22 protein-coding genes and 1 pseudogene are annotated in these 24,900 nt (G+C 72.7%); 6 read left to right on the top strand and 17 right to left on the bottom strand.

The genetic code is table 11. The features are described 5' to 3' along the window. Positions 1-8: 8 nt before the first annotated feature. A complete protein-coding gene (locus ACZ402_RS05145; RefSeq protein WP_375824666.1) occupies positions 9-614 on the top strand; it encodes a DoxX family protein in 606 nt (201 codons plus the stop codon). 189 nt (positions 615-803) lie between these two features. On the opposite strand, the gene ACZ402_RS05140 is transcribed toward ACZ402_RS05145, so the two are convergent. Then, positions 804-2,348 (bottom strand): peptide MFS transporter, encoded by a 1,545-nt coding sequence (locus tag ACZ402_RS05140; RefSeq protein WP_465272261.1) that lies wholly within the window; start codon positions 2,346-2,348, stop codon positions 804-806. A 52-nt stretch (positions 2,349-2,400) separates the two neighbouring features. Here ACZ402_RS05140 and ACZ402_RS05135 point away from each other — a divergent pair, with 52 nt between their 5' ends. From ACZ402_RS05135 to ACZ402_RS05125, 3 genes are all read left to right on the top strand, one after another. Further along, on the top strand, positions 2,401-3,780 hold the full coding sequence (locus tag ACZ402_RS05135) for a cryptochrome/photolyase family protein (protein ID WP_375824668.1): 1,380 nt from the start codon (positions 2,401-2,403) through the stop codon (positions 3,778-3,780). Between the two features lie 111 nt (positions 3,781-3,891). After that, entirely contained in the window at positions 3,892-4,260 is a 369-nt protein-coding gene (locus ACZ402_RS05130; protein ID WP_375824669.1) for an ArsR/SmtB family transcription factor, read from the top strand. Next, positions 4,257-4,745, top strand: a complete 489-nt coding sequence (locus ACZ402_RS05125) for an SRPBCC family protein (RefSeq protein WP_375824670.1) — start codon at positions 4,257-4,259, stop codon at positions 4,743-4,745. The genes ACZ402_RS05130 and ACZ402_RS05125 overlap by 4 nt, the downstream gene beginning before the upstream one ends. A gap of 118 nt (positions 4,746-4,863) precedes the next feature. Here the strand turns inward: ACZ402_RS05125 and allB are convergent, their stop codons facing one another. From allB to ACZ402_RS05080, 9 genes are all read right to left on the bottom strand, one after another. Further along, positions 4,864-6,216 (bottom strand): allantoinase AllB, encoded by a 1,353-nt coding sequence (allB, locus tag ACZ402_RS05120; protein ID WP_375824671.1) that lies wholly within the window; start codon positions 6,214-6,216, stop codon positions 4,864-4,866. 53 nt (positions 6,217-6,269) lie between these two features. Next, complete coding sequence (gene gcl, locus ACZ402_RS05115; RefSeq protein WP_375824672.1) at positions 6,270-8,045, bottom strand: glyoxylate carboligase; 1,776 nt, start codon at positions 8,043-8,045, stop codon at positions 6,270-6,272. Positions 8,046-8,089: 44 nt separating this feature from the next. Further along, positions 8,090-8,974: a 2-hydroxy-3-oxopropionate reductase gene (locus ACZ402_RS05110; protein ID WP_375824673.1), complete on the bottom strand. Its 885-nt coding sequence runs from the start codon at positions 8,972-8,974 to the stop codon at positions 8,090-8,092. A gap of 64 nt (positions 8,975-9,038) precedes the next feature. After that, the gene (locus ACZ402_RS05105) at positions 9,039-9,845 is read right to left on the bottom strand and encodes a hydroxypyruvate isomerase family protein (protein WP_375824674.1); all 807 of its coding nucleotides are present in this window, start codon (positions 9,843-9,845) and stop codon (positions 9,039-9,041) included. 619 nt (positions 9,846-10,464) lie between these two features. Continuing rightward, positions 10,465-11,040 (bottom strand): Ltp family lipoprotein, encoded by a 576-nt coding sequence (locus ACZ402_RS05100; protein WP_375824675.1) that lies wholly within the window; start codon positions 11,038-11,040, stop codon positions 10,465-10,467. A 434-nt stretch (positions 11,041-11,474) separates the two neighbouring features. Further along, entirely contained in the window at positions 11,475-12,305 is an 831-nt protein-coding gene (locus ACZ402_RS05095; RefSeq protein WP_053371404.1) for a bifunctional allantoicase/(S)-ureidoglycine aminohydrolase, read from the bottom strand. 97 nt (positions 12,306-12,402) lie between these two features. Further along, entirely contained in the window at positions 12,403-13,773 is a 1,371-nt protein-coding gene (locus tag ACZ402_RS05090; RefSeq protein WP_375824676.1) for a DUF6986 family protein, read from the bottom strand. Beyond that, entirely contained in the window at positions 13,773-15,419 is a 1,647-nt protein-coding gene (aceB, locus tag ACZ402_RS05085) for a malate synthase A (RefSeq protein WP_375824677.1), read from the bottom strand. Before aceB ends, ACZ402_RS05090 begins: the two co-directional genes overlap by 1 nt. Before the next feature lie 43 nt (positions 15,420-15,462). Beyond that, on the bottom strand, positions 15,463-16,959 hold the full coding sequence (locus ACZ402_RS05080; protein ID WP_375824678.1) for an NAD-dependent malic enzyme: 1,497 nt from the start codon (positions 16,957-16,959) through the stop codon (positions 15,463-15,465). 127 nt (positions 16,960-17,086) lie between these two features. Between ACZ402_RS05080 and ACZ402_RS05075 the strand changes: the two genes are divergently transcribed. Then, positions 17,087-17,899 carry an IclR family transcriptional regulator gene (locus ACZ402_RS05075; protein WP_375824679.1) on the top strand — a complete coding sequence of 271 codons (813 nt, stop codon included), beginning with the start codon at positions 17,087-17,089 and terminating at the stop codon, positions 17,897-17,899. Positions 17,900-18,020: 121 nt separating this feature from the next. Here the strand turns inward: ACZ402_RS05075 and pucL are convergent, their stop codons facing one another. From pucL to gatC, 7 genes are all read right to left on the bottom strand, one after another. Beyond that, the gene (pucL, locus tag ACZ402_RS05070) at positions 18,021-18,962 is read right to left on the bottom strand and encodes a factor-independent urate hydroxylase (protein ID WP_375824680.1); all 942 of its coding nucleotides are present in this window, start codon (positions 18,960-18,962) and stop codon (positions 18,021-18,023) included. Position 18,963: 1 nt separating this feature from the next. After that, a complete protein-coding gene (uraH, locus tag ACZ402_RS05065; protein ID WP_375824681.1) occupies positions 18,964-19,332 on the bottom strand; it encodes a hydroxyisourate hydrolase in 369 nt (122 codons plus the stop codon). Continuing rightward, positions 19,329-19,826 (bottom strand): 2-oxo-4-hydroxy-4-carboxy-5-ureidoimidazoline decarboxylase, encoded by a 498-nt coding sequence (uraD, locus tag ACZ402_RS05060; RefSeq protein WP_375824682.1) that lies wholly within the window; start codon positions 19,824-19,826, stop codon positions 19,329-19,331. The genes uraH and uraD overlap by 4 nt, the downstream gene beginning before the upstream one ends. Positions 19,827-20,181: 355 nt before the next feature. Then, the gene (locus ACZ402_RS05055; RefSeq protein WP_375824683.1) at positions 20,182-20,787 is read right to left on the bottom strand and encodes a GNAT family N-acetyltransferase; all 606 of its coding nucleotides are present in this window, start codon (positions 20,785-20,787) and stop codon (positions 20,182-20,184) included. Between the two features lie 4 nt (positions 20,788-20,791). After that, positions 20,792-22,297, bottom strand: coding sequence for an Asp-tRNA(Asn)/Glu-tRNA(Gln) amidotransferase subunit GatB (gatB, locus tag ACZ402_RS05050; protein WP_375824684.1), 1,506 nt, complete (start codon positions 22,295-22,297; stop codon positions 20,792-20,794). Further along, positions 22,294-23,835, bottom strand: a complete 1,542-nt coding sequence (gene gatA / locus ACZ402_RS05045) for an Asp-tRNA(Asn)/Glu-tRNA(Gln) amidotransferase subunit GatA (protein ID WP_375824686.1) — start codon at positions 23,833-23,835, stop codon at positions 22,294-22,296. The genes gatB and gatA overlap by 4 nt, the downstream gene beginning before the upstream one ends. A 1-nt stretch (position 23,836) precedes the next feature. Continuing rightward, positions 23,837-24,133 carry an Asp-tRNA(Asn)/Glu-tRNA(Gln) amidotransferase subunit GatC gene (gene gatC, locus ACZ402_RS05040; RefSeq protein WP_253050666.1) on the bottom strand — a complete coding sequence of 99 codons (297 nt, stop codon included), beginning with the start codon at positions 24,131-24,133 and terminating at the stop codon, positions 23,837-23,839. A 175-nt stretch (positions 24,134-24,308) separates the two neighbouring features. Here gatC and ACZ402_RS05035 point away from each other — a divergent pair. Next, positions 24,309-24,900 (top strand): annotated as a pseudogene (locus ACZ402_RS05035) (IS5 family transposase); the annotation flags it as partial.

Genomic DNA, 24,900 nt, shown 5'->3' with positions numbered 1-24,900 from the left:
GGCACCTCATGTCCACGTCCACCACGCGCACGACCTCACCGCCCGGCAGCGCCTCCGAGCCCGCCGGGAGCGTCGGCGTCGCCCCGACGACCGGTCCCGTCACCCAGGACGACGTCGTCACCCGCTCCTCCGCGCGGCACGCCCTCGCGCTCGCCCGGCTCGGCGGCGCCGTCGTCTTCCTCTGGCCGTTCGCCGACAAGCTCCTCGGCCTCGGGTACGCGACGCCGCGCGAGCGCGCGTGGCTCGCGGGCGCGGCCCCGACCCAGGGGTACCTCGAGCACGGGGTCCAGGGCCCGCTCGCGGGCACGTTCACCACGATGGCGGGCCCGGTCACCGACTGGCTCTTCATGCTCGGGCTGCTCGGCGTCGGCCTCGCCCTCCTGCTCGGGATCGGCCTGCGCGTGGCCGCGGTGAGCGGCGCGCTGCTCTTCGGCATGCTCTGGCTGTCGCAGTGGCCGTTCGCGGCCGGGTCGAACAACCCCGTCGTCGACCAGCACGTCCTCGTGGTGCTGCTCCTCGTCGTCCTCGCGACGACGCTCGCGGGCGACACCTGGGGGCTGGGACGCCGCTGGGCCGCGCTGCCCCTCGTCCGCCGGGCGCCCTGGCTGCGCTGACCGCGGCCCGCCCGGCCGGGACCCGCGCGAGGTCGCAACGGCGCGACCTCGCGCGGCCACCGGCACGGTGCGCACGCGGCACCCCCGGTCAGGCGCCGCCCGTGTGCGCGCCCTCGAGCTCGTCGGCGTGGCGGACGTGCCGCGTGACCCACGGGGCGAGCGCGAACAGCGCGAGCGCGAACACGAGCGTCACGGCGCCGATGCCCCCGAAGTACGCGGTGTCCGACGCGCCCTCGGTGACCTGCACGACCTGCGCCGTGATGGCCTGTCCGCGGCGGGGGCGAGGAACCAGAGCGCCATCGCCTGGGAGCGGAACGCCTTCGGCGCGAGCAGCGTCGTCGCCGCGAGGCCGACGGGAGACAGGCACAGCTCGCCGAGCGTCTGGATCACGTAGACGAGCACCAGCACCCACGACGGCGCCTTGCCGTCACCGACGACCGCGGACGCGACGGCGAGGAAGAGGAACGACACCGACGCGAGCGTGAGGCCGATCGCGAACTTGTTGGCCGTCGTCGGCCGGTCGCCCGTCTTGAGCCAGATCCACGCGAACACGGGCGCCAGGACGATGATCGACAGCGGGTTGACCGACTGGAAGAACTCGGGGCTGATGCCGACCCCGAAGAACGTGAGGTCGGTCCGGTCCTTCGCGAACGCGGAGAGCGTCGTGGCGGCCTGCTCGAAGATCATCCAGAAGAGCATCGCCGCCACGAACAGCGGGATGTAGGCGATGACGCGCGGCCGCTCGGCGTCGGTCACGCGCGGCGAGCGGTACATGACGACGAAGTACGCGATCGGCGCGAGGAACGCCAGGTAGGACATCGTGTCGATGAAGGTCGAGATGTCGAAGCCGCCGGCGACGAGCGCGGCGATCAGCCCGACGAGCACGACGCCCGCGGCGATGAGCAGGAAGATGCGCGCGATCTTCGCCCGCTCCTCCGGGCGGACCGGGTTGGGCACGTGCGCGCCGGCCTCGCCCAGGTAGCGCCGGCCTGCGACGAAGAACACGAGCGCGACGGCCATGCCGACCGCCGCGACGGCGAACCCGGCGTGGTACCCACCCCAGGCACGCGCCGCCCCGACGAGGAACGGCGCGACGAACGACCCCAAGTTGATGCCCATGTAGAAGATGGAGAAGCCCGAGTCGCGTCGCGGGTCGTCGCGCGCGTAGAGCTCGCCGACCATCGAGGACACGTTGGGCTTGAGCAGGCCGGTCCCGAGCGCGACCATCGCGATGCCGAGCATCGAGAACGTCAGCCCAGGGACCGTCAGGCTGACGTGACCCGCGGCGATGATGATCCCGCCGTACAGGACCGAGCGCCGCGAGCCGATCACCCGGTCGGCGAGCCATCCGCCGACGACCGAGAGCAGGTAGACGCTCGTGCCGTAGATCGAGACGAGCGCGAGCCCGGTCGTCTCGCCGATGCCCAGCCCGCCGTTCGCCACGGAGTCCGTGAGGTAGAACAGCAGGATCGCGCGCATCCCGTAGTAGCTGAACCGCTCCCACAGCTCCGTGGTGAAGAGCGTCAGCAGCCCGCGCGGGTGGCCGAAGAACGCGTGGTCCCCCTCGATCGCACCCGCCGCGGGCACCGAGTCAGACGCTGAGCCAGGCACCGAGTCAGACGCAGGACCGGCCGACGAGCCCGCCGGGCGCGCGACCCCGCCCGGGCCGGGCGGTGCGCCCGGGTCCGGCTCGACCTCGAACTCGCGTTCGCCGCCGCCACCCTGCGTCGTCATGCGTTCGATGCTCCCACCGGCGTGCGCGACGGGCGACCGTTAGCGTGGCCGGATGCCGACGATCTGGTGGTGCCGCCGCGACCTCCGCCTCGCCGACAACCCGGCCCTCGTCGCGGCGGTGGAAGCGGCCCGGGAGGCCGGCGACGACGTCGTCGCGCTCTACGTGCTCGACCCTCGCCTCTGGGGTGCGGCGGGCGACCCACGTCGCGCCTACCTCGCGCGGAGCCTCGCCGCGCTCGACGGTGCGACGGGCGGGCGGCTCGTCGTGCGGCACGGAGACCCACGCAGCGTCGTCCCCACGCTCGCGCGCGAGGTGGGCGCCGAGGAGGTGCACGTCGCGGCGTCGTACGAGCCGTTCGGCGTCGCGCGGGACGCGGCGGTCGAACGGTCGCTGCCCGACGCCGGGGCGCGCCTCGTGCGGACCGGCTCGCCCTACGCCGTCGCGCCCGGGCGTGTGGTAACCCGCACCGGGACACCCTTCCAGGTCTTCACGCCCTTCCGCGACGCGTGGGTCGCGCACGGGTGGCGCGAGCCGGCACCCCGTCCGCGTGACGTGCCGTGGGCGGACGTGCGGTCGGACGGCGTCCCGGACGACCCCGGGACGGACGCCCGTCTCCCCACCGCGGGCGAGGCGGCCGCGCGCCGCCGGTGGCGCGCGTTCCTCGCCGACCACCTCGCGGGCTACGCGACCGAGCGCGACCGCCCCGACCGAGCCGCGACGTCGGGCATGTCCGTGCCGCTCAAGTGGGGCGAGCTCCACCCGCGGACCCTTCTCGCGGACGTGCGGAGCGCCCTGCACGACGGGCTCGCACCGTCCGACGACGCGCTCGCCTACCGGTCCGAGCTCGCGTGGCGCGAGTTCCACGCGGACGTCCTGTTCCACCACCCGGGGGCGGCGCGGCGGTCGCTGCGCACGGTCGTGCCCGACGACGCGTGGGCGACCGGCGCGGACGAGGACCGGTACCTCGCGGCCTGGACGGCCGGGCGCACCGGCTACCCGCTCGTCGACGCCGGCATGCGTCAGCTCCTCGGCGAGGGATGGATGCACAACCGCGTACGGATGGTCGTCGCGTCGTTCCTCGTCAAGGACCTGCACGTGCGGTGGCAGCGCGGCGCGGCGCACTTCCTGGCGCACCTGGCGGACGGCGACGTCTCGCAGAACCAGCTCAACTGGCAGTGGGTCGCCGGCACCGGGCGCGACGCCGCGCCGTACTTCCGCATCTTCAACCCGGTGACGCAGGGCAGGACGTTCGACCCGGACGGCACGTACGTGCGCCGCTGGGTGCCGGAGCTGCGCGGCGTCGAGGGCCGGGCGGTCCACGAGCCGTGGACGCTGCGGGAGCAGCCCGCGGGGTACCCCGAGCGGATCGTCGACCACGCCGTGGAGCGGCGGGTCTCGCTCGACGACTTCGAGCGCGCCCGGCAGCGCTGAGACCTTTCTCAACCAGAGGGTTGACGGACACCGGTCGCGAGCGTAACGTCATCGTCAACCGAACAGTTGACTAACCGGACGCCGACCCGGCGCCCCACACGAGGAGGTCCCGTGACGGCCGACCCGCTCTCGCGCGTGTTCTCGGCGCTCGCCGACCCCACGCGCCGCGACATGGTGGCCCGGCTCGCGTCCGGCGACGCCAGCGTGGGCGAGCTCGCCCGGCCGTACGACATGTCCGTCCAGGCCGTGTCCAAGCACCTGCGGGTGCTCGAGGACTCCGGCCTGGTGACCCGCACGACGGACGCCCGGCGCGCCCCCGTGCACCTCGAGGCGGAGGTCTTCGACCTCATGACGAAGTGGATCGAGCGCTACCGGCGCGAGGCGGAGGACCGCTACCGCCGCCTCGACGACGTCCTGCGCGACCTGCCCGACGAGCCGGCCGCGCCCCCGAACGACCCGACGACAGGAGCATCATCATGACCACCACCGGCACCCACGAGACCGAGATCGTCGTCCCGGAGGACCTCCCGACGGTCCGCATCGTGCGCGAGTTCGACGCCCCCGCGGCGAAGGTCTTCCGCGCGCACGTCGACCCCGAGCTGTTCGCGCGCTGGAACGGCCCGCGCTACCTCACCCAGCGCAACGAGCTCTGGGACGTGCGCACGGGCGGCGCGTACCGGTACGTCCAGGTGGACCCCGACGGCAACGAGTACGCGTTCTTCGGCAGCGTCCACGAGGTGCGCCCGGACGAGCTCATCGTCCAGACGTTCACGTTCGAGGGCTTCCCCGACGGCGTCTCCCTGGACCGCCTCGTGTTCGAGGACCTGCCCGGCGGTCGCAGCCGGCTCACCGCGACGTCGCTCGTCGACTCGTTCGAGGGCCGCGACGGCTTCGTCGCCAGCGGCATGGAGGTCGGGGTCCGCGAGGGCTACGAGCAGCTCGACGAGCTCCTCGCGGAGTCCTGACCCGACCCGCGCGACGACGGGGCGGCACCCACCAGCGGTGCCGCCCCGTCGTCGTCGGTCGGGTTCGGTGGTTCCCCGTGCCCGGCCCCCGCGGCCGGGCACGGGAGTCTTCAGCCCCTCACGCCTCGCCGCGGGCGAGGAGGCGACCGGTGGGGCGGTCGAACGTGATCTCCTCGCCGCGCAGGTACGTCGCGACGACGGCGCCCGAGAGCACGCGGTCGGCGTACGGCGTGATGGGGTTCTTGTGGTGCAGGGCCCTCGGGTCGACGACGAACGCCGTGTCCGGCTCGACGATCGCGAGGTCGGCGTCGAAGCCGAGCGTGATCGAGCCCTTGCGCCGGAGCCCGGCGATGCCGGCCGGGCGTGACGACATCCACTCCACGACGCGCGCGAACGGCACGCCCCGCGTCCGGGCCTCCGTCCACACGATCGCGAGGCCGAGCTGGAGCGACGAGACGCCGCCCCACGCCGTCCCGAAGTCGCCCGTGTCGAGGTCCTTGAGGTCGAGGGTGCTCGGCGAGTGGTCCGAGACGACGCAGTCGATCGTGCCGTCGACCAGCCCCTCCCAGAGCAGCTCGCGGTTGTCGATCTCCCGGATGGGCGGGCAGCACTTGAACTGCGTCGCGCCGTCGGGGATCTCCTCGGCCGCGAGCGCCAGGTAGTGCGGGCAGGTCTCGACCGTGATCCGTACGCCCTCGCGCTTCGCGCTGCGGATCATCGGCAGCGCGTCGGAGCTCGACAGGTGGAGCACGTGGGCGCGCGCGCCCGTCCAGCGGGCTGCCTCGATCACGGCGGCGATCGCGACGTTCTCCGCGCCGCGCGGGCGGGACGCGAGGAACGTGTCGTAGTGGTCGCCGTGCGGCGTGGGCGCGTGCTCGATGGCGCGCGAGTCCTCGGCGTGCACGAGCATCAGCCCGTCGAAGTCCCCGAGGACGCGCAGGTCCGCCTCCAGCTCGTCGGGCTCGAGGTACCCGAACTCCTCGACGCCCGAGTGCAGCAGGAAGCACTTGAAGCCGAACACGCCGGCGTCCCACAGCGGACGCAGCTCGTCGGCGTTGCCGGGCACGGCACCGCCCCAGAACCCGACGTCGACGAACGCCTGGTCCCGCGCGACCTTCTGCTTGGTCTCCAGCGCCGCGACGTCGACCGTCGGGGGGATCGAGTTGAGCGGCATGTCGACGATCGTCGTCACCCCGCCCGCGGCGGCGGCCCGCGTCGCGGACGCGAACCCCTCCCACTCGGTGCGCCCGGGCTCGTTGACGTGCACGTGCGTGTCGACGAGCCCGGGGACCAGCACCTGGTGCGGCGCCAGCTCGACGACGCGCGCGCCGTCGAGCCCGGCGCCGAGCGGCTCGATCGCGCGGACCACTCCCCCGCTGATCCCGACCTCGCGCGGGTGCTCGCCGCCAGCCACGAGCACCCGCTCGCCGCGCACGACGAGGTCGTAGTCGCGCTCCGTCGTCGCGCTCATCGCGGCCTCCTCCTGTCCGGGCACCCGTTCGTGCTCCCCACGGTGCGTCACGCTCAGTCGAGCAGCGCGACGGCGGTCGGCGCGTCGTCGGCCGAGATCGCGAGGTCCTCGAACTCGTTCACGCCCGTGAGCTCGACCCCCATCGCGATGTTGGTCACGCGCTCGAGGATCACCTCGACCACGACCGGCACGCGGAACTCGGCCGCCAGGGCCTGCGCCTTGGCGAACGCGTCGCCCAGCTCGGCGGGGTCGGTCACGCGGATCGCCTTGCAGCCGAGGCCCTCGGCGACCTTGACGTGGTCGACGCCGTAGCCGTTCACCTCGGGCGAGTTGACGTTCTCGAACGAGAGCTGCACGTGGTAGTCCATGTCGAACGCGCGCTGCGACTGCCGGATGAGGCCGAGGTAGGAGTTGTTCACGACGACGTGCACGTACGGCAGGTTGAACTGCGCGCCGACCGCGAGCTCCTCGATCATGAACTGGAAGTCGTAGTCGCCCGAGAGCGCGACGACCGGCTCGTCCGGCACGGCCTTCGCGACGCCGAGCGCCGCCGGTCCGGTCCAGCCGAGCGGGCCCGCCTGGCCGGCGTTGATCCAGTGCCGCGGCTTGTAGACGTGGAGGAACTGCGCGCCGGCGATCTGCGAGAGGCCGATCGTCGTGACGTAGCGGGTCTCGGGCCCGAACGCCTTGTTCATCTCCTCGTACACGCGCTGCGGCTTGATGGGGATCTCGGTGAAGTGCGTCTTGCGCTGCAGCGTGCGCTTGCGCTCGGCGCACTCGGCGGCCCAGCCGGAGTAGTCGCGCGCCCGTCCGGCGTCGCGGCGCTCGCGCGCGACCTCGACGAACAGCTCGAGGGCCGCCTTCGCGTCGGACACGATGCCGTAGTCGGGCGCGAACACGCGACCGATCTGCGTCGGCTCGATGTCGACGTGGACGAAGGTCCGGCCCGCGCGGTAGGTGTCGAGCCCGCCCGTGTGACGGTTGGCCCAGCGGTTGCCGATCCCGAGCACGAAGTCCGAGGCGAGCAGGTTCGCGTTGCCGTAGCGGTGCGACGTCTGCAGCCCCGCCATGCCGGCCATGAGCGCGTGGTCGTCAGGGATGACGCCCCAGCCCATGAGCGTCGGGATCACCGGGACGCCCAGGGTCTCGGCGAGCTCGACGAGCAGGTCCTCGCCCCCCGCGTTGACGATGCCGCCGCCCGCGATCAGCAGCGGACGCTCGGCCGCGAGGAGCAGGTCGATCGCCTTCTCGGCCTGCGCGCGCGTCGCCGTCGGGCGGTGCACGGGCAGCGGCTGGTAGGTGGCCGGGTCGAACTCGATCTCCGCGAGCTGCACGTCGATCGGCAGGTCGATGAGCACGGGGCCCGGGCGGCCCGAGCGCATGAGGTGGAACGCCTGCTGGAACACCTGCGGCACCTGGCCGGCCTCGAGGACGGTCTTGGCCATCTTGGTCACCGGAGCGGCGATGCTCGCGATGTCGACGGCCTGGAAGTCCTCCTTGTCGAGCTTGGCGACCGGCGCCTGGCCCGTGATGCACAGGATCGGGACCGAGTCGGCCCACGCGGCGTAGAGCCCGGTGATCATGTCGGTGCCCGCGGGGCCGGACGTGCCGACGCAGATGCCGATGTTGCCCGGCTTCGCCCGGGAGTAGCCGTCGGCCATGTGCGACGCGCCCTCGACGTGACGCGCGAGCACGTGCCCGATGCCGCCGTGGGCGCGCATCGCGGAGTAGAAGGGGTTGATGGCGGCGCCGGGCAGGCCGAAGGCCTGGGTGGCTCCCTCGATCTCGAGGATCGCCACGGCGGCGTCCACCGCACGCATACGAGGCATGGTTTCTCTCCTTGCTGGAGGTGACGTCGTCGTCAGGGGGAAGGTCAGGAGCCGTCGCGGCCGGACAGGCGCTCGACGCCGCGGAACAGGCCGGAGTGGTCGAGGCCGCCGTCGCCGTTGGCGCGGGCGGAGGCCATGAGCTGGGCGACGAGGCCGCCGAGCGGCGCGACGACCCCCGCCTCGCGGGCCGCGGCGGTGACGATGCCGAGGTCCTTGTGGTGCAGCTCGATGCGGAACCCGGGACCGAAGTCGCGGTCGAGCATCTTGCGCGCCTTCTGGTTCAGCACGGCCGAGCCGGCGAGCCCGCCTCCGAGCACCTCGATCGCGGCGTCGGTGTCGACGCCGTACGCCTCGAGGAACACGACCGCCTCGGCGAGCGCCTGGATGTTCGCGGCGACGATGAGCTGGTTCGCGGCCTTGACGGTCTGTCCGGAGCCGTTCGGGCCCACGTGCACGACCGTCTTGCCGACGACGTCGAGGAACGGCTTGGCCGCCTCGAAGTCCTCGGGCGTGCCGCCGACCATGATCGACAGCGCCGCGTTGATCGCGCCGGGCTCGCCGCCCGAGACGGGGGCGTCGACGATCCGCAGCCCCGCGTCCTTCGCCTGCTGCGCGAGCGCGACCGTGACGTCGGGACGGATCGAGGAGAAGTCGACGACGAGCGCGCCCGGCTTCGCGTTCGCGAGGACGCCGTCGTCGCCCGTGAGGACCGCCTCCACGTCGGGCGAGTCCGGGACCATGATCGCGACGACGTCGGCGCCGGAGACCGCGTCGGCGACCGACCCGGCCGCGCGCCCGCCCGCCTCGACGAGCGGCGCGGTCTTCTCGGGGTTGCGGTTGTAGCCCGCGACGTCGTGACCGGCGTTCTGCAGGTGGACGGCCATGGGGCTGCCCATGATGCCGAGTCCGATGAAGGCGATGGAGGCCATGGTGTGCTCCTCTGGGTGGTTCAGGTCGGGGGTCGAGGCGGCCGACGGACGGCCGGGGGTCGCGTCAGCGCTCGGCGGCGGGGAGCCACGCGAACGGGTCGGCGGCGTCGGTCTTGTACTCGAGACCGATCCAGCCGTCGTAGCCGCCGGCGCGCAGGTCCTTGGTCCAGCGGTCGATCGGCAGGTCGCCCGTGCCGGGCTCGCCGCGCCCGGGCGCGTCCGCGACCTGCACGTGCGCGATGCGGCCTCGGTGGGTCGACAGGGCCGCGTCGACGTCGTCGCCGTTGACGGCCAGGTGGTAGACGTCGAACAGGAGGCCGAGGTTCGTCTCGCCGTGGTCGGCCGCGACCCGGTCGAGGACGCGCACGGCGTCGGCGGCCGTCTTCAGCGGGTACGCCGGCGCGCCGCTCACGGGCTCGACGAGCACCGTGCCGCCGATGCGCCCGACGGCGCGGGCCGCGAGCGCGAGGTTCTCGGCGCCGAGCGCGTCCTGCGCCTCGGGCGACTCGCCCTCCTGGCGGTTGCCGTAGAGCGCGTTGAACGCGCGGCAGCCGGTGCGCTCGCCGATCGCGGTGACGACGTCGAGGTTCGCACGCAGGTCGGCCGACCGCGCGGGCCACGACACGAGGCCGCGGTCGCCGCCGGGCATGTTGCCGGCGTCGAAGTTGAGCCCGGTGAGCTGGACGCCCGCCGCCTCGATCGCGCCGACGAACGCGTCCACCTCGTCCTGCGCCGGCGTGGGCGACGCGAACGGCCACCAGAACTCGACCCCGCGGAAGCCCGCGGCCGCCGCGGCTGCCGGCCGCTCGAGCAGCGGCAGGTCCGTGAGCAGGATCGAGCAGTTGACGGTGTACGTCGGTGCGGGGCTCATCGTCGTCTCCCTGGATCCGTCCGCGTCTCGCTGCGTTGCGATTCCATTCTGCGGAACTTTTCTTCTGCTGTATGGAAGTGTAGACACCGTTCATGCAGAGCGTCAACCGTCGAAGAGGCCTCGGTGCGACGTCCAGGCCGTCGGCGCCTTCCCGTAGCTGGTGCGATGGGAAGCCCGTCAGCGGAGTCTCACGAGGGCGCGCAAGGCTGAACCTCTCCCAGGCCTCGGGTGCAGACCCTGGCGACGACGGTGGCAAGAGAGGGCGACGAACTTGGGCTCGCGCGCTGCTCTCGTCCGCTCTCACACGACCCACGAAGGCGGGTCGTGCGACGGCTCCCGTTTCCGGCGTGCGCGCTCGAGTCGCGCTCGGCGACGTTCAGACGTCGTGCATCATCGGGATGGCGAAGGCGAGACGCGCTGCCGCTCGGTCAGGAGGTCAAGGGCCGGTCGCGGTGCTCTTCGAGGAGTGGGCGGGCGTGGCCTTCGTGGAGGCGCAGAACGCGAGGCTCGACGGAGGCGCAAACCTCGTCGCTACAGGGACGTTCGTCGACAGGCGGAATCGACGTGCGGCCTGGTCCTCCACGACGCATGACGGCGACCGGTCGGGACCGGGCCTGAGTCACAGTCCCGTGGTACCCACTCCGTACTCGGCTTGCTCCGGCGTGAATCCTTCGAAGAGCAACTGGTCGACGAGACCGGCTCGCGAGAACGACGTCAAGTCGAGGTAGCTCGCCGCGCTCTCGGCGGCCTCCGCGTTCCAGTCAACGCCGCCCTCGGCCTCGAGTCGAGCGATGGCGAACTCGGCGTCGGCCGTGCTGAAACCCTCGAACTCGAGCTGCCCGATGAGGCCCGAACGCGAGAACCCCGTCAGGTCGAGGTAGCTCACGGCCGACCGGTACGCATTCTGCTGCGCGACCGACCCGATCCTCGCCGCTTCGGCAGCGGCCGCCTCTGCAGCAGCAGCCTCGTCAGCGAGTCGCTGCTCCTCCGCCAGCCGCTCCTCCTCGGCTTCCGCCGCCGCCGCAGCTTCCTCCTCGGCGAGGCGATCCGCCTCTGCTTGCTCCTCCGCAGCGATCTCGTCAGCCGACTTCTCGCCCGTATCGGCATCTTGCGTCGTCGCGACGACGACGGGATCTTCGCCTGCGCCGCCATTCCCGCCGACCAGCGCCGCGATGGCGACGATGAGCAGGACCACACCGCCTGCTCCCGTCAGGAGCTTGTGCCGCGCAATCCAGGACTTCCTCTGTGCTGCGCCAACGCTCTCCTCGCCGACACCGACCTCGGCAAGCGACTCTCGGGAATCGGAAGAACCGGCCCCGGCGTCATCGACCCAGAACCGCCACCCCTGCGGCGCGGGTCCCCATGCGGGGTCAGGCGACCAGCCTGGCGGCGGTGACCACCCTGGAGGGGGCGGCGGCCAGTTGGGCGGGGAGTTGTAGCGCGGTGCCATGAACACTCCATTGGTTCACGTGATCCGTTGCTGTACACCTCACTGTGGCACCGCCGGCGGGCCGAGAACCGTTCGGAGCCGGATGATCTTGCCGCCGCGCCGGGTGAAATCCCTGAAGCGCGTCGAGGGCCCGGCTCCGCGTGCGGAACCGGGCCCTCGTCGTGCTTCGTCAGGTCGCGTCAGCGCCGGCGGTCGAGCTTGACCTGCCGGTTCACGTCCTTGTAGAGCAGGTAACGGAACGGCTTGGGGCCGCCCGCGTAGCAGGCCTGCGGGCAGAACGCGCGGAGCCACATGAAGTCGCCCTCCTGGACCTCGACCCAGTCGCCGTTGAGGCGGTAGACCGCCTTGCCCTCGAGCACGTAGAGCCCGTGCTCCATGATGTGCGTCTCCGCGAACGGGATGGACCCGCCGGGCTGGAACGTCACGATGTTGACGTGCATGTCGTGCGCGAGGTCGTCGGGGTCGACGAACCGTGTCGTGACCCACACCCCGTCGGTGTCCGGCATCGCGCGCGGCTCGACGTCCTGCTCGCGCGTGACGAACGACGTCGCGGTGTGGCCCGGGATCGGCTCGTAGACCTTGCGGATCCACTGGAACGCCGCCTTGGCGTCCGACCGGTTGTGCAGCGCCCACCGCTCCCCCGCCGCGAGGTACGCGTACCCGCCCGGCTCCAGCACGTGCTCGACGCCCGCGAGCGTGAGCACGAGCGTGCCCTCGGTGACGAAGACGACGGACTGCACCGTCTCCTCGTCCTCGCCCTGGTCCGACCCGCCGCCGGGCGAGACCTCCATGACGTACTGCGCGAACGTCGTCGCGAACCCCTCGATCGGCCGGGCGAGCACCCACAGCCGGGTCTTCTCCCAGCCGGGCAGGTTGCTCGTGACGATGTCGCGCAGCACGCCGCGCGGGATCACCGTGTAGGCCTCGGTGACGATCGCGCGGTCGGTGAGCAGCTCGGTCTGGCCGGGCAGGCCACCCTGCGGGGTGTAGTAGGGGGTGGTCTGGGTCATGGGTTCACTCCTCGAGATGATGGCCCGGGCCGACGGCGGTCGGTCGCGGCGGGCTGGACGGGGGCGGCGGGTGGACGGGAAGGTGCGCGGGCGTGGGTCAACCCGCGACGAACTGCGGGGCGTGGCCCGAGACGCGGACGGCGTCGAGCCCGGCGCGGTCGAGACCGGTCGCGGCGCGGACCTCGGCCTCGGTGAGCGCGCCGCAGTCGACGCCGCGCCCGAGGAACCAGGCCATCGCCTTGGCCGTAGCGGGCTCGTCGAGCACGCCGCCGGCGTCGGGCACGAACCCGACGTACGCGGCGAGGCGCGCGAGCGCCGAGGCCGCGCCCTCGCGGTAGAACGCGTACGTCGCCGCGAACCGGCTCGGGAGCTGCGCGGGGTGCAGGTCCCAGCCCTGGTAGTAGCCGCGCTCGAGCGAGCGACGCACGAGCCGTCCGTGCAGGAGCCACGCCGCGTCGACGGCCTGCGGGTCGCCGACCGGGAGCACGTTCGTCGAGCCGTCCGAGAGCCGCACCCCCGTGCCCGCGACCGCGAGCTGCATGGCGGACTTCGCGTGGTCGGCCGCGGGGTGCTCCATCGACTGGTACGCCGCCGCGATGCCGAGGGACGCCGAGTAGTCGTACGTGCCGTAGTGCAGCGCGGTGACGCGGCCGGGTGCGGCGTGCACGAGCCGCGCGACGGTCGCGGTGCCGTCCGCCGCGAGCAGCGCCTGCGGCGTCTCGACCTGCACCTCGAACCGCAGGCTGCCCGGCTCCAGGCCGTTCGCCGCCTCGACACGCTCGCACGCGACCGCCATCGCCTCGACCTGCTGCGGCGCGGTGACCTTGGCGAGCGTGACGACGAAGCCGTCGGGCAGGCCCGCGTGTCCCTGCGCGGCGCGGGCCGCGACGAGCTCGGCCACGAACAGCGCGAGCGTGCGCACCCCGCGCCGGCGCGTGGCGGCCTCGAGGCACTTGATCCGGATGCCGGAGAACGGCGTCGCCGTGCCCTGTGCCTCGGCCCGCGCGAGCTCGCGCGCGGCCGCCGTGACCGCGGCGTCCTCGGCCGCGTCCCCGCGGTCCCCGAACCCGTCCTCGAAGTCGATCCGCAGGTCCTCGATCGCCTCGACCGCGAGCTTGGCGCGCACGCGCTCGGCGACGGCGTCGGCGAGGCCGTCCCCGGAGCCCGCACCGATCCCGAGCAGGTCGACGAGGCGACGTACCCCATCGACAGCACCGCCCGCCGCGTCGACGGCCTCTCGCGCCCGGGCCGCCCACTCGGGCACGAGACCCGCGGTGTACCGGTCGCCCGGCACGTAGACGGTATGCACGGGCTGGCGCGAGCCGTCGTCGCCCGGGTACCGCGCCTCGAGCTCCGCGTCCCACGGCCCGAGCAGACCGTCGAGCGTCGCGTGCAGCGCGGCGGTCCCCTGCTCGCTGAAGCCCTTCCCTGATGCCGAGCCCGATCCCTCCGGGAACCCCGCCGGCATCAGGAGGCGTCCTGCTCGTGCGCGACGACGTCCTCGTACGCGGGCAGCGTGAGGAAGTCGACGTAGTGCTCGTTGAGCGCGATGTCCGCGACGAGCGCGGCGGCCCGGTCGTACGGGCCGGCGTCGTACGCCTCGTGCCCGACGTCGTCGCGCAGCCGGGCGGTCTCCTCGCGCAGGAGCGTGCGGACCAGGTCGGCGGTGATCGTCGTGCCCGCGCCCTCCCCCGCGGTGAACGACGCGCCCGAGCGCACCCACTGCCACACCTGCGAGCGCGAGATCTCCGCGGTCGCGGCGTCCTCCATGAGGTTGTGGATCGCGACCGCGCCGTTGCCCGCGAGCCACGCCGCGACGTACGCGACCGACACGTAGAGGTTGTTGCGCAGCCCGGCCTCCGTGATGTCACCCCCTGCGGTCGAGACGTCGAGGAGCTGCTCGGCCGTGACGTGGACCTCAGGGCGCTGCCGGTCGAGCTGGTTGGGCCGCTCGCCCAGCACGCCGTCGAACACCTCGCGGCACACGGGCACGAGGTCGGGGTGCGCGACCCACGACCCGTCGAACCCGTCGCCCGCCTCACGCTGCTTGTCGGCGCGCACCTTGTCGAAGGCCTGGGCCGTGACCTCGGGCTCGCGACGGTTCGGGATGACCGCGGCCATGCCGCCCATCGCGAAGGCGCCGCGCCTGTGGCACGTCTGGACGAGCAGCTCCGTGTACGCCCGCATGAAGGGCGCGGTCATGGTGATGGCGCCGCGGTCGGGCAGCGTGAACGACGGACCGGAGTCGCGGAAGTACTTGATGACCGAGAACAGGTAGTCCCAGCGCCCGGCATTGAGCCCCGACGCGTGGTCGCGCAGCTCGTAGAGGATCTCGTCCATCTCGAACGCGGCCGGGATGGTCTCGATGAGGACGGTCGCGCGGATCGTCCCGTGCGGGACGCCCAGGGACTCCTCGGCGTGCGTGAAGACCTCGTCCCACAGCCGCGCCTCGAGGTGCGACTCCATCTTGGGCAGGTAGTAGTAGGGGCCCGAACCGCGCGCGAGGAGCTCCGCGGCGTTGTGGAAGAAGTGCAGGCCGAAGTCGACGAGCGCGCCGACGGCGGGCGTCCCGTCCACCGTGAGGTGCACCTCGTCGAAGTGCCACCCGCGTGGTCGCACGACCATGACGGCGAGCGGGTCGCCGTCGGCCTCGGGACGCAGCGCGTACTGCTTGCCCTCCGGCGACGTGAACGCGAGCGTGCGGCGCGTGGCGTCGTGCAGAGCGACCTGGCCCCCGACGACGTTCGCCCAGTGCGGCGTCGACGCGTCCTCGAGGTCGGCGAGCCAGACCTTCGCTCCCGAGTTGAGGGCGTTGATCGCCATCTTCGGCGTGGGCGGGCCGGTGATCTCGACGCGGCGGTCGACCAGGTCGGCGGGCGCACCCGCGACGGTCCAGTCGCCTGCGCGCACGTCGGCGGTCTCGGGCAGGAAGTCGAGGCGTCCTGTGCGGGAGACCTCGTCGCGGCGCGCGGCGCGCGCGGCGAGGAGCTCGTCGCGGCGGGCACCGAAGCGCCGCTGCAGGTCGGCGACGAAGTCGAGCGCGTCGGGCGTGAGGATCTCGTCGGACCGTTCGACGGCGGGTCCGTGGACGGCGACGGCCGTGGTGGTGGTCATGGTGGTGTCCTTTCTGCGGGCGTTCAGGGCTGACGACGGTGCGTCAGGCCCGGGGCGCCGTCCCGGCGTGGTGACCCGACGTGGTGCTCTCCTGAGCCTGCTCCGCACGGGCGCGCTCCGCGACCTCGGCGACGGCGCGCGCGACGGCCTTGGAGACGGCGGGCTCGAACACGCTCGGCACGATGTAGCTCGCGCTGAGCTCCTCGGGCGCGACGGCGTCCGCGATGGCGACGGCCGCGGCGCGCAGCATCTCGTCCGAGATCTCGCTCGCGCCGACGTCCAGCAGCCCGCGGAACAGGCCCGGGAAGGCGAGCACGTTGTTGATCTGGTTCGGGTAGTCGCTGCGGCCCGTCGCGACGACGGTCGCGTGCTGCGCGGCGGCGATGGGGTCGACCTCGGGCGTCGGGTTCGCGAGCGCGAAGACGATCGCGTCGTCGGCCATCGTCGCGACGTCGTCGCCCGTGAGGATGTTCGGGCCGGACACGCCGATGAACACGTCGGCCCCCGCGAGGCCCTCGCGCAGCGTGCCCGTGAAGCCCTCGGCGTTGGTCGTCTCGGCCAGACGACGGCGGTGCTCGTCGGTGAGGTTCGCGCCCGGGTGGATCGCCCCGTGGCGGTCGAACGCGACGATGCGGCGCGCGCCCTGGCCCTGGAGCAGCGAGATGATCGCGTTGCCCGCGGCACCGACGCCCGAGACGACGACGCGCACGTCCTCGATCTGCTTGCCCACGACGCGCAGCGCGTTCGTCAGCGCGGCGAGCACGACGATCGCGGTGCCGTGCTGGTCGTCGTGGAACACGGGGATGTCCAGCTCCTCGCGCAGGCGGCGCTCGATCTCGAAGCAGCGCGGCGCGGAGATGTCCTCGAGGTTGATCCCGCCGTACACGGGCGCGATCGCCTTGACGGTGCGGATGATCTCCTCGGTGTCGGTCGTGTCGAGGCAGACCGGCCAGGCGTCGACGCCCGCGAACTGCTTGAAGAGCGCGGCCTTGCCCTCCATGACCGGGAGCGCCGCGGCGGGACCGATGTCGCCCAGGCCGAGGACGGCCGTGCCGTCCGTGACGACGGCGACGGTGTTGCGCTTGACCGTCAGACGACGCGCGTCCTCGGGGCGCTCCGCGATGGCGAGGCACACGCGCGCCACGCCCGGCGTGTAGGCGCGGGCCAGGTCGGCGCGGTGGCGCAGCGGCACCTTGGGGTTGACCTCGAGCTTGCCGCCGAGGTGCATGAGGAACGTCGCGTCGCTCACGTGCCGCACGGTGAGGCCGTCGAGCGCGCCCAGCGCGTCCCGGATCTGCTCCACGTGCGCGGCGTCGACGGTGTCGGCCGTGATGTCGACGACGAGGCGGTCGGCGCCCGACTCCGAGACGTCGACGCCCGTGATCGCGGCGCCCGTCGCGCTCACGGCGGCGACGAGGTCGCTCGCGGTGCGGTGCCCGCTCGGGGCCTCGACACGCAGCGTGATGGAGTAGCTCGGGCTGGTCGCCGCGGCCTTCGCCGTCGAGGCCGGCGTCTCCGGGGCCTTCGTCTCGGACGTCATGTTCGTTCCTTCTTCTCGTATGCTGATGCGTGTCTTCCGTGATGCGGAAGGGAGCGGGACGGTCCCGCACTGCTCAGGCGAGGTGCGCCCGCCGTCGGGCGGCACCTGGTGGACAGGAGATGGTGAGATGGCCGAGACCTCGGCGGCGACGGAGCCGACGGAGACCGCGCCGAGCGCCCGGCCGGCGAAGCCGGCCGGGGGCGTGCAGTCCGTGGACCGGGCGATCGAGCTGCTCGAGCTGCTCGCCGACTTCGGCGGCGAGTCCGGGCTCAGCGAGCTCGCGCAGCACGCCGGGCTGCCCCTGCCGACGATCCACCGGCTGCTGCGGACGCTGCTCGCCCAGGGCTACGTGCGCCAGACGCCGTCGCGCCGCTACACGCTCGGCCCGCGGCTCATCCGCCTCGGCGAGTCGGCGGGGCGCCAGCTCGGCGCCGGCGCCCGCCCCTACCTCGAGCGGCTCGCGCACGACCTCGGGGAGTCGGCGAACCTCGCGATGATCGACCGCGACATGGCCGTCTACGTCGCCCAGGCCTCGTCGAGCCACTCGATGCGGATGTTCACCGAGGTCGGCCGGCGCGTGTACACGCACTGCACGGGCGTCGGCAAGGCCGTGCTCGCCCAGCTCCCCGACCAGACGGTGCGGGAGATCATGGGCCGGGTCGGCATGCCGCCCGCGACGGACCAGTCGATCACCGACGTCGACGCGCTCCTCACCGAGCTCGCGGCGACGCGCGACCGCGGCTACGCGATCGACGACGGCGAGCAGGAGCTCGGCGTGCGCTGCTTCGCCGTCGCGGTGCCCGACGCCCCGACCCCCACCGCCCTGTCCGTCTCCGGCCCCGCGGCCCGCGTGACGTACGAGTTCGGGGAGCGCGCCGTGCCGGTGCTGCACCGCGTCGCGAGCGAGCTCACGCGCGAGCTCATCACCGCAGCGCCCTGAGGCGACGCCCGGGCCGGAGCGGCCGGGTGGCGCCGCGCCCGGCCACGACGGTGCGGGCGCGCCCTGCCGGACCGCGGGGGCTCCGCGGCCGGGCAGGGCGCGTCCGTCCGTCATGGTCGGCTCAGCAGAACCCGGTGACGGACGCCCAGGCGCGCGGCTCGGCCGGCTCGCCCTCGCGCTGCACCGTCGCCTCGATGAGGCCGTATGGACGGTCGGCCGCGAAGAAGACCTCGTTCGGGTTGTCGAGGCCGAACGGCGCCAGGTCCACGAGGAAGTGGTGCTTGTTCGGCATCGAGAACTTGATCTCGGCGATCTCCGGGACGGCCTCCAGGACCGCCTTGCCCATCGCGAACAGCGTCTGCTGCAGCGCGAGCGAGTGGGTCGTCGCGAACGCCTCGAGCTGGATGGCGCGGACCTTCGCGTACACGGCGTCGAAGTCGACGTCCGTCGTCGTGTAGCGCCAGCGCGAGGTGACCGACGTCGCGAGGATGCGGTCGTTCGTCTCCACGAGCGTCGTGTAGCGGTCGCGCGGGAACCCGTGGAACTCCGAGCCCGTCGACTTGAGCACGACGAGGTCCGTGAGACCCGAGACGACGAAAACCTCGTCGCCGTCGCGCTGGACGACCGTCGTGCGCGTCTCCTGGTTGTTCCGGACGAACGCGTGGTCGTGCTCGCCCTCCGCGGTCTCGATGCGGTTCCAGGAGTACTGCTCGATCTCCCAGCGGCCACCCTCGATCCACTCGAAGTCCTCGACGAAGTGCTGGCCGAGGCGGATCGCGAAGTCCTCGATCGCGCCGACGCCGTCGCGGGCGAACGCGTAGATCGTGTTCTTCTGGGTGTCGGTGGCGACGCACTTGGAGTTGTCGCCCTCCAGGTGCGTGGCCTCCTGGCCGCCCCGCAGCTGCGAGGAGACGTTGAGGTCCGTGATCTCGTGGCGAGGCGTGGCGCGGTCGACGCGCACGAGGCGCACCTCCGCCTTGCCCCACTGGTTGTCGCCCAGGACGATGGCCCCGCTGCTCTGCGTGGCCGCCGGCTGCGCGGCGGTCGTGGTGGTGGTGCTCATGTCAGCTCCCTCGATAGGTCGAGTAGGCGAACGGGCTGAGCAGGACGGGGACGTGGTAGTGCTGCTCAGCGCGCGCCACCCGGAAGACGATGACGACCTCCGGGTAGAAGGACACGGTGTCTCGCCGGTCGAAGTACTCACCCGTGTCGAACACGAGCCGGTACGTACCGGGGACGAGGGTCTCGGGCCCGAGCTGGGGCACGCGACCGTCGTCGTTCGTGCGGGAGGACGCCACCAGGGACCAGCCCTGCCCCGTCGTCCTGTCCGCGATCTCCGGAGCCGCCTCCAGGCGGACGGCGATCCCCTCGGCGGGCCTACCGCTGGCCGCGTCGAGTACGTGCGTGGTGATGTGGCTGGCGTGGGTGCTCATGGGGTCAGCATTCCCTTCAGCCGCAGCGCGGCGATCTCGCGCAGGTTGCGGGCGGCGTTCGCCCGCTCGGTCTCGGCGTCGTTGCCGAGCCGCTCGGTGAGCTGCTCGAGGATCTCCTCGGCGCTGCGCCCGGCGGCCCGGACGAGGAACACGTGCCCGAACCGCTCCTCGTAGGCACGGTTCCCGTCCGCGAGGCGGCGCGCCACGTCGTCGTCGGAGGTGTCGACGCCGGACTGCTCGGCGCGCGACATGGTCGCGTCCGCGGCGCTGCCCCGGGCACGCTCCCCGATCCGAGGGTGACGGGCGAGCGCGGAGTCGACCTCGTCGTCCGTCCACGGGTCGGCCGCCCCGAGGGCGGCGTCGGCCGCGTCCTCGACGCTCGCGTACGGGCGTCCGTCGGCGACGGCGTCGGCCCAGCGCGTGACGTGCGCGCACGCGAGGAGCGCCTCGCGCGCCGCCGACGGCGACAACCGGTTGAACTCGTCCAGCGTCATCGCTGCGTGTCCCTCTCGACGTCCGGCCGGTCGGCGGTGCCGGACCTGACCTGGCCTACGATGCAATTCCACATCTCGGAAGTTTGTTTCCGTCTTATGAATGTACGTCGGACGGCTGCGCCATGTCAACCACGGTCCCCCGCCGTCGGCGTCACCGCACGTCGCACCACGGCTGCACGGACGACGGCGCCGACGGCGGCACGGACGGCGTCCCCGCGCCGCGCACGCGGCACGGCCCGGATGCCGGTTCACCTCCGGGGACGACACGGGCTCTCGCCCCGAGGGACGACGAAGGGCCCGGCAGCAGCAGCTGCCGGGCCCTTCGGCCGGTCGGACGCGGGAGCTCCCGCCGCGCTCAGGACGCGCCGAGCCCCGCCCGGAACTCGTCCTCGAGGATGCTCATGACGGTGGCGTCCGCCCAGCCGTCGCCGTCGCGGTAGACGTCGCGCAGCCGGCCCTCCTCGCGGAAGCCCAACGACTCGTAGAGCATCCGTGCCCGCGGGTTGATGCTCAGCACGTCCAGGCTCACACGGTGCAGGCGCGGACCCTCGTGGCGGACCCCGTCGGCGTCGGTCGCGCCCTCGAACGCGAACCGCAGCACCTCGAAGATCGCCTCACGACCGTAGCCGCGGCCCCGGTAGTTCGGGAGCAGCGAGAGGCGCAGGTTCGCCGAGCGGGCGTCCTCGTCGAGGTCGTTGAGCACGATCTCGCCGAGCATCTCGTCGCTCACGAGCTGACCGTCGCGCACGGCGCTCGCCGTGACGGCCCAGTCGTACCGGCCGTCGCGGTCGCTGATCGTCGCCGACCACTCGTCGATCTGGTCGCGCGTGAACGTCGCCGTCGTCCCCGTGAGCCGGTTGGACTCCGGGTCCTGGAGCGACTCCCACATGCGGTCGGCGTCCCGCGCCTCGATCGGGCGCAGGCGCACCATCTCCCCGAGCAGGACCGGTCCGCGCGTCACGGCGTCAGCCGATCCGCTCGAGGATGAGCTCGCGCACACGACCGGCGTCCGCCTGGCCGCGCGTCGCCTTCATGACCGCGCCGATGATCGCGCCGACCGGCCCGAGGTTGCCGCCCCGCACCTTCTCGACGACGTCCGGCTGCGCGGCCAGCGCCTCGTCGATCGCGGCCAGGAGCGCGCCGTCGTCGGACACGACCTCCAGGCCCCGCGCCGTGACGACGGCCTCCGGGTCCCCTTCGCCGGCGAGGACGCCGTCGAGGACCTGGCGGGCGAGCTTGTCGTTGATCCGGCCCGCGTCGACGAGCCCCTGCAGCGCCGCGACCTGCGCGGGCGTCACGGGAAGCTGCTCGAGCGTGACCTCGTCCTGCTTCGCGCGACGGGCGAGCTCGCCCATCCACCACTTGCGCGCACCGGCCGGGCTCGTCCCGGCCGCGACCGTCGCCTCGATGAGGTCGATCGCGCCGGCGTTGACGACGTCCCGCATCTCGGCGTCCGCGTAGCCCCACTCGCCCTGGAGACGACGGCGGCGCGCGACCGGAAGCTCCGGCAGCGCGGCGCGGATCTCCTCGACCCACTCGCGCGGCGGCGCGACGGGGACCAGGTCGGGCTCCGGGAAGTACCGGTAGTCCTCGGCGTCGGACTTGACGCGCCCCGACGTCGTGATGCCCGTGTCCTCGTGCCAGTGCCGCGTCTCCTGGATCACCGTGCCGCCGGCGTCAAGGACGGCGGCCTGGCGCGAGACCTCGTACCGGACCGCGCGCTCGACGGAGCGGAACGAGTTGACGTTCTTCGTCTCCGTGCGGGTGCCGAGCGGCGACTCGGGCGTCGGACGCAGCGAGAGGTTCACGTCGGCCCGGACGTTGCCGCGCTCCATGCGGGCCTCGGACACGTCGAGCGCCCGGAAGATGTCGCGCAGCGTCTGCACGTACGCACGCGCGACCTCCGGCGCGCGGTCGCCCGCGCCCGTGATCGGCCGCGTGACGATCTCCACCAGCGGGATGCCGGCCCGGTTGTAGTCGACGAGCGAGTACTCGGCGCCGTGGATGCGGCCGGTCGCGCCACCCACGTGGGTGTTCTTGCCGGCGTCCTCCTCCATGTGCGCGCGCTCGATCTCGACACGGAACACGGTCCCGTCCTCGAGCTCGACGTCGATCCACCCGTCGTACGCGATGGGCTCGTCGTACTGCGACGTCTGGAAGTTCTTCGGGACGTCCGGGTAGAAGTAGTTCTTGCGTGCGAACCGGCAGGTCTCGGCGATCTGGCAGTTCAGCGCGAGGCCGATGCGGATCGCGTACTCGACGGCCTTGCCGTTGACGACGGGCAGCGCCCCCGGCAGGCCGAGGGACACCGGGGTGACCTGGGTGTTCGGCTCGGCGCCGAAGCTTACCTCGGCCGGGCAGAACATCTTGGTCAGCGTGCCGAGCTCGACGTGCACCTCGATCCCGATGACGGGGTCGTAGCGGCGCGTGGCGTCGGCGTAGTCGACGAGGTCGACGGTCGTGGCGGTCATCCGACCTGGCCTTCCTTCTCGATGGTGGCCGTGGGCAGCGCCGGCGCGCGGTCGAGCAGCGGCCCGCCCCACGCGCTGAGGAGCGCGGACTCGAGCGCGGCGCCCACCCGGTACATGCGGTCGTCGGCCTTGGCCGGCGCGAGGATCTGGAACCCGACGGGCAGGCCGTCGTCCGACAGGCCCGACGGCACCGACATCCCCGGGACCCCGGCGAGGTTCGCGGGGATCGTCGCGACGTCGTTGAGGTACATCGCGAGCGGGTCGTCGAGCTTCTCGCCGAACCGGAACGCCGTGGTCGGCGCCGTCGGGGAGACGAGCACGTCCGCCTGCTCGAACGCCGCCGCGAAGTCGCGCTGGATGAGCGTGCGGACCTTCTGCGCGCTGCCGTAGTAGGCGTCGTAGTAGCCCGCCGACAGGGCGTAGGTGCCGAGGATGATGCGGCGCTTCACCTCGTCGCCGAACCCGGCGCCACGCGTCGCGGCCATGACCCGCTCCGCGGTCACGGGACCCTCCTCGGGCTCCACGCGCAGGCCGAAGCGCATGCCGTCGAACTTGGCGAGGTTGCTCGACGCCTCCGACGGCATGATGAGGTAGTACGCGCCGAGCGCGTACTCGAAGTGCGGGCAGGAGACCTCGACGATCTCCGCGCCCAGGCCCCGCAGGAGGTCGAGCGACTGCGCGAACCGCGCGCTCACGCCCTCCTGGTAGCCCTCGCCGTTGAGCTCCTTGACGACGCCGACGCGCAGGCCCGAGAGGTCGCCCGTCGCGCCCTGCACAGCCGCGTCGACGAGCGCCGGCCCACGACCGGGGATGGACGTCGAGTCCCGCGGGTCGTAGCCGCCGATGAGCTCGTGGAGCAGCGCGGAGTCGAGCACGGTGCGCGTCACCGGGCCCGCCTGGTCCAGCGACGACGCCATCGCGATGAGGCCGTAGCGCGAGACGCCGCCGTACGTCGGCTTGACGCCCACGGTGCCCGTCACGGCACCGGGCTGGCGGATCGAGCCACCCGTGTCCGTGCCGATCGCGAGAGGCGCCTCGAACGCGGCGACCGCCGCCGCGGAACCGCCACCGGAACCGCCGGGGATGCGGTCGAGGTCCCACGGGTTGCGCGTGTTGCCGAAGGCAGAGTGCTCGGTCGACGAGCCCATGGCGAACTCGTCCATGTTCGTCTTGCCGAGGATCGGCAGCCCGGCGGCGCGGATCTTCTCGACGAGCGTCGCGTCGTACGGCGGGACCCACCCCTCGAGGATCTTCGAGCCGGCCGTCGTGGGCATGCCCTTCGTCACGACGACGTCCTTGACGGCGATCGGCACGCCGGCGAGCGGGTGCAGCTCCTCGCCGCCCACACGCCGCTCGTCGACGGAGCGCGCCGTCGCCAGCGCCTCCTCGGCGTTCACGTGCAGGAACGCGTTCACCGCGCCGTCGACCGCGGCGATCCGGTCCAGGTGCGCCCGGGTCGCGTCGACGCTCGAGAAGTCGCGTGCGATCAGTCCCTCCGCCAGCTCGGCGGCGGACAGTCGGGTCAGGTCCTCGCTCATCTCACTCCTCCCCGAGGATCTGCGGGACGGCGAAGCGCCCGTCCTCGGCCGACGGCGCCGCGGCGAGCACGTCCTCGACCGGCAGCGGCGGCTCGGGGACGTCGTCCCGGAAGACGTTGGTCATCGGGAGCGGGTGGCTCGTCGCGGGGACGTCGGGCGTCGCGACCTCGCTGACCTTGGCGATGGCGTCGACGATCACGTCGAGCTCGCCGGAGAGCCGGTCCAGCTCCTCAGGTCGCAGATCGATGCGGGCCAGCGCGGCGACGCGCGCGACCTCGTCACGGGAGATGGTGGACATGGTCGCCATTCTAGTGGTGACCGGCGACGTGCCCACCGCGCCGCCCCTCCCCGATACGCGGGTGCGACCGATGTCGTCCCGCCGAGGCTGAACCCCGGCCGGGTCCGTGGTGGGGGTTCGGTTCTAGGCCCTGTCCTGCGAATGTTCTTGGCATGTGTCCGGTAATGTCCGGGTTGTGGGTGTGGGGCGTGGTGAGCTGACTGACACGGCGTGGGCGCGGATCGAGCCGCTGCTGCCGGTCGCGACCGGGCGTGGTGGGCGCTGGCGTGATCACCGGCAGGTGATCAACGCGATCTTGTGGCGGCTGCGTACCGGTGCACCGTGGCGGGACGTGCCGGCCAAGTACGGCCCATGGAAGACGGCGCACGAGCGGCTGCGGAAGTGGACCAAGGACGGCACCTGGGACACGATCTTGGACCACGTGCAGGTCAAGGACGACGCGGTCGGGAAGGTCGAGTGGGTGTTCTCGGTCGACTCCACGCACGTGCGGGCCCACCACCATGCGGCGGGAGCCCGCAAAAAGGGGGCTGCCAGACAGGGTGGGTCAACGATCTCGCCCTCGAGGGCGAGGCACTCGGCCGCTCGCGCGGCGGACTGACGTCCAAGATCCACCTCGCCACGGACGGGCGCGGACTGCCGATGAGCGTGATCCTCACGCCCGGCCAGGCCGGTGACAACCCGCAGCTGGTGCCGTTGCTGGAGCAGGTCGCCGTGAAGCGTGACGGGCCGGGTCGGCCGCGCAAGCGTCCGGACCGGGTGCTCGCCGA

It is taken from the genome of Cellulosimicrobium sp. NPDC030954 (genome assembly GCF_055571305.1).
The sequence above is the reverse complement of the archived record's forward strand: the minus strand, read 5'-3'. Positions and strand labels throughout refer to the sequence as shown.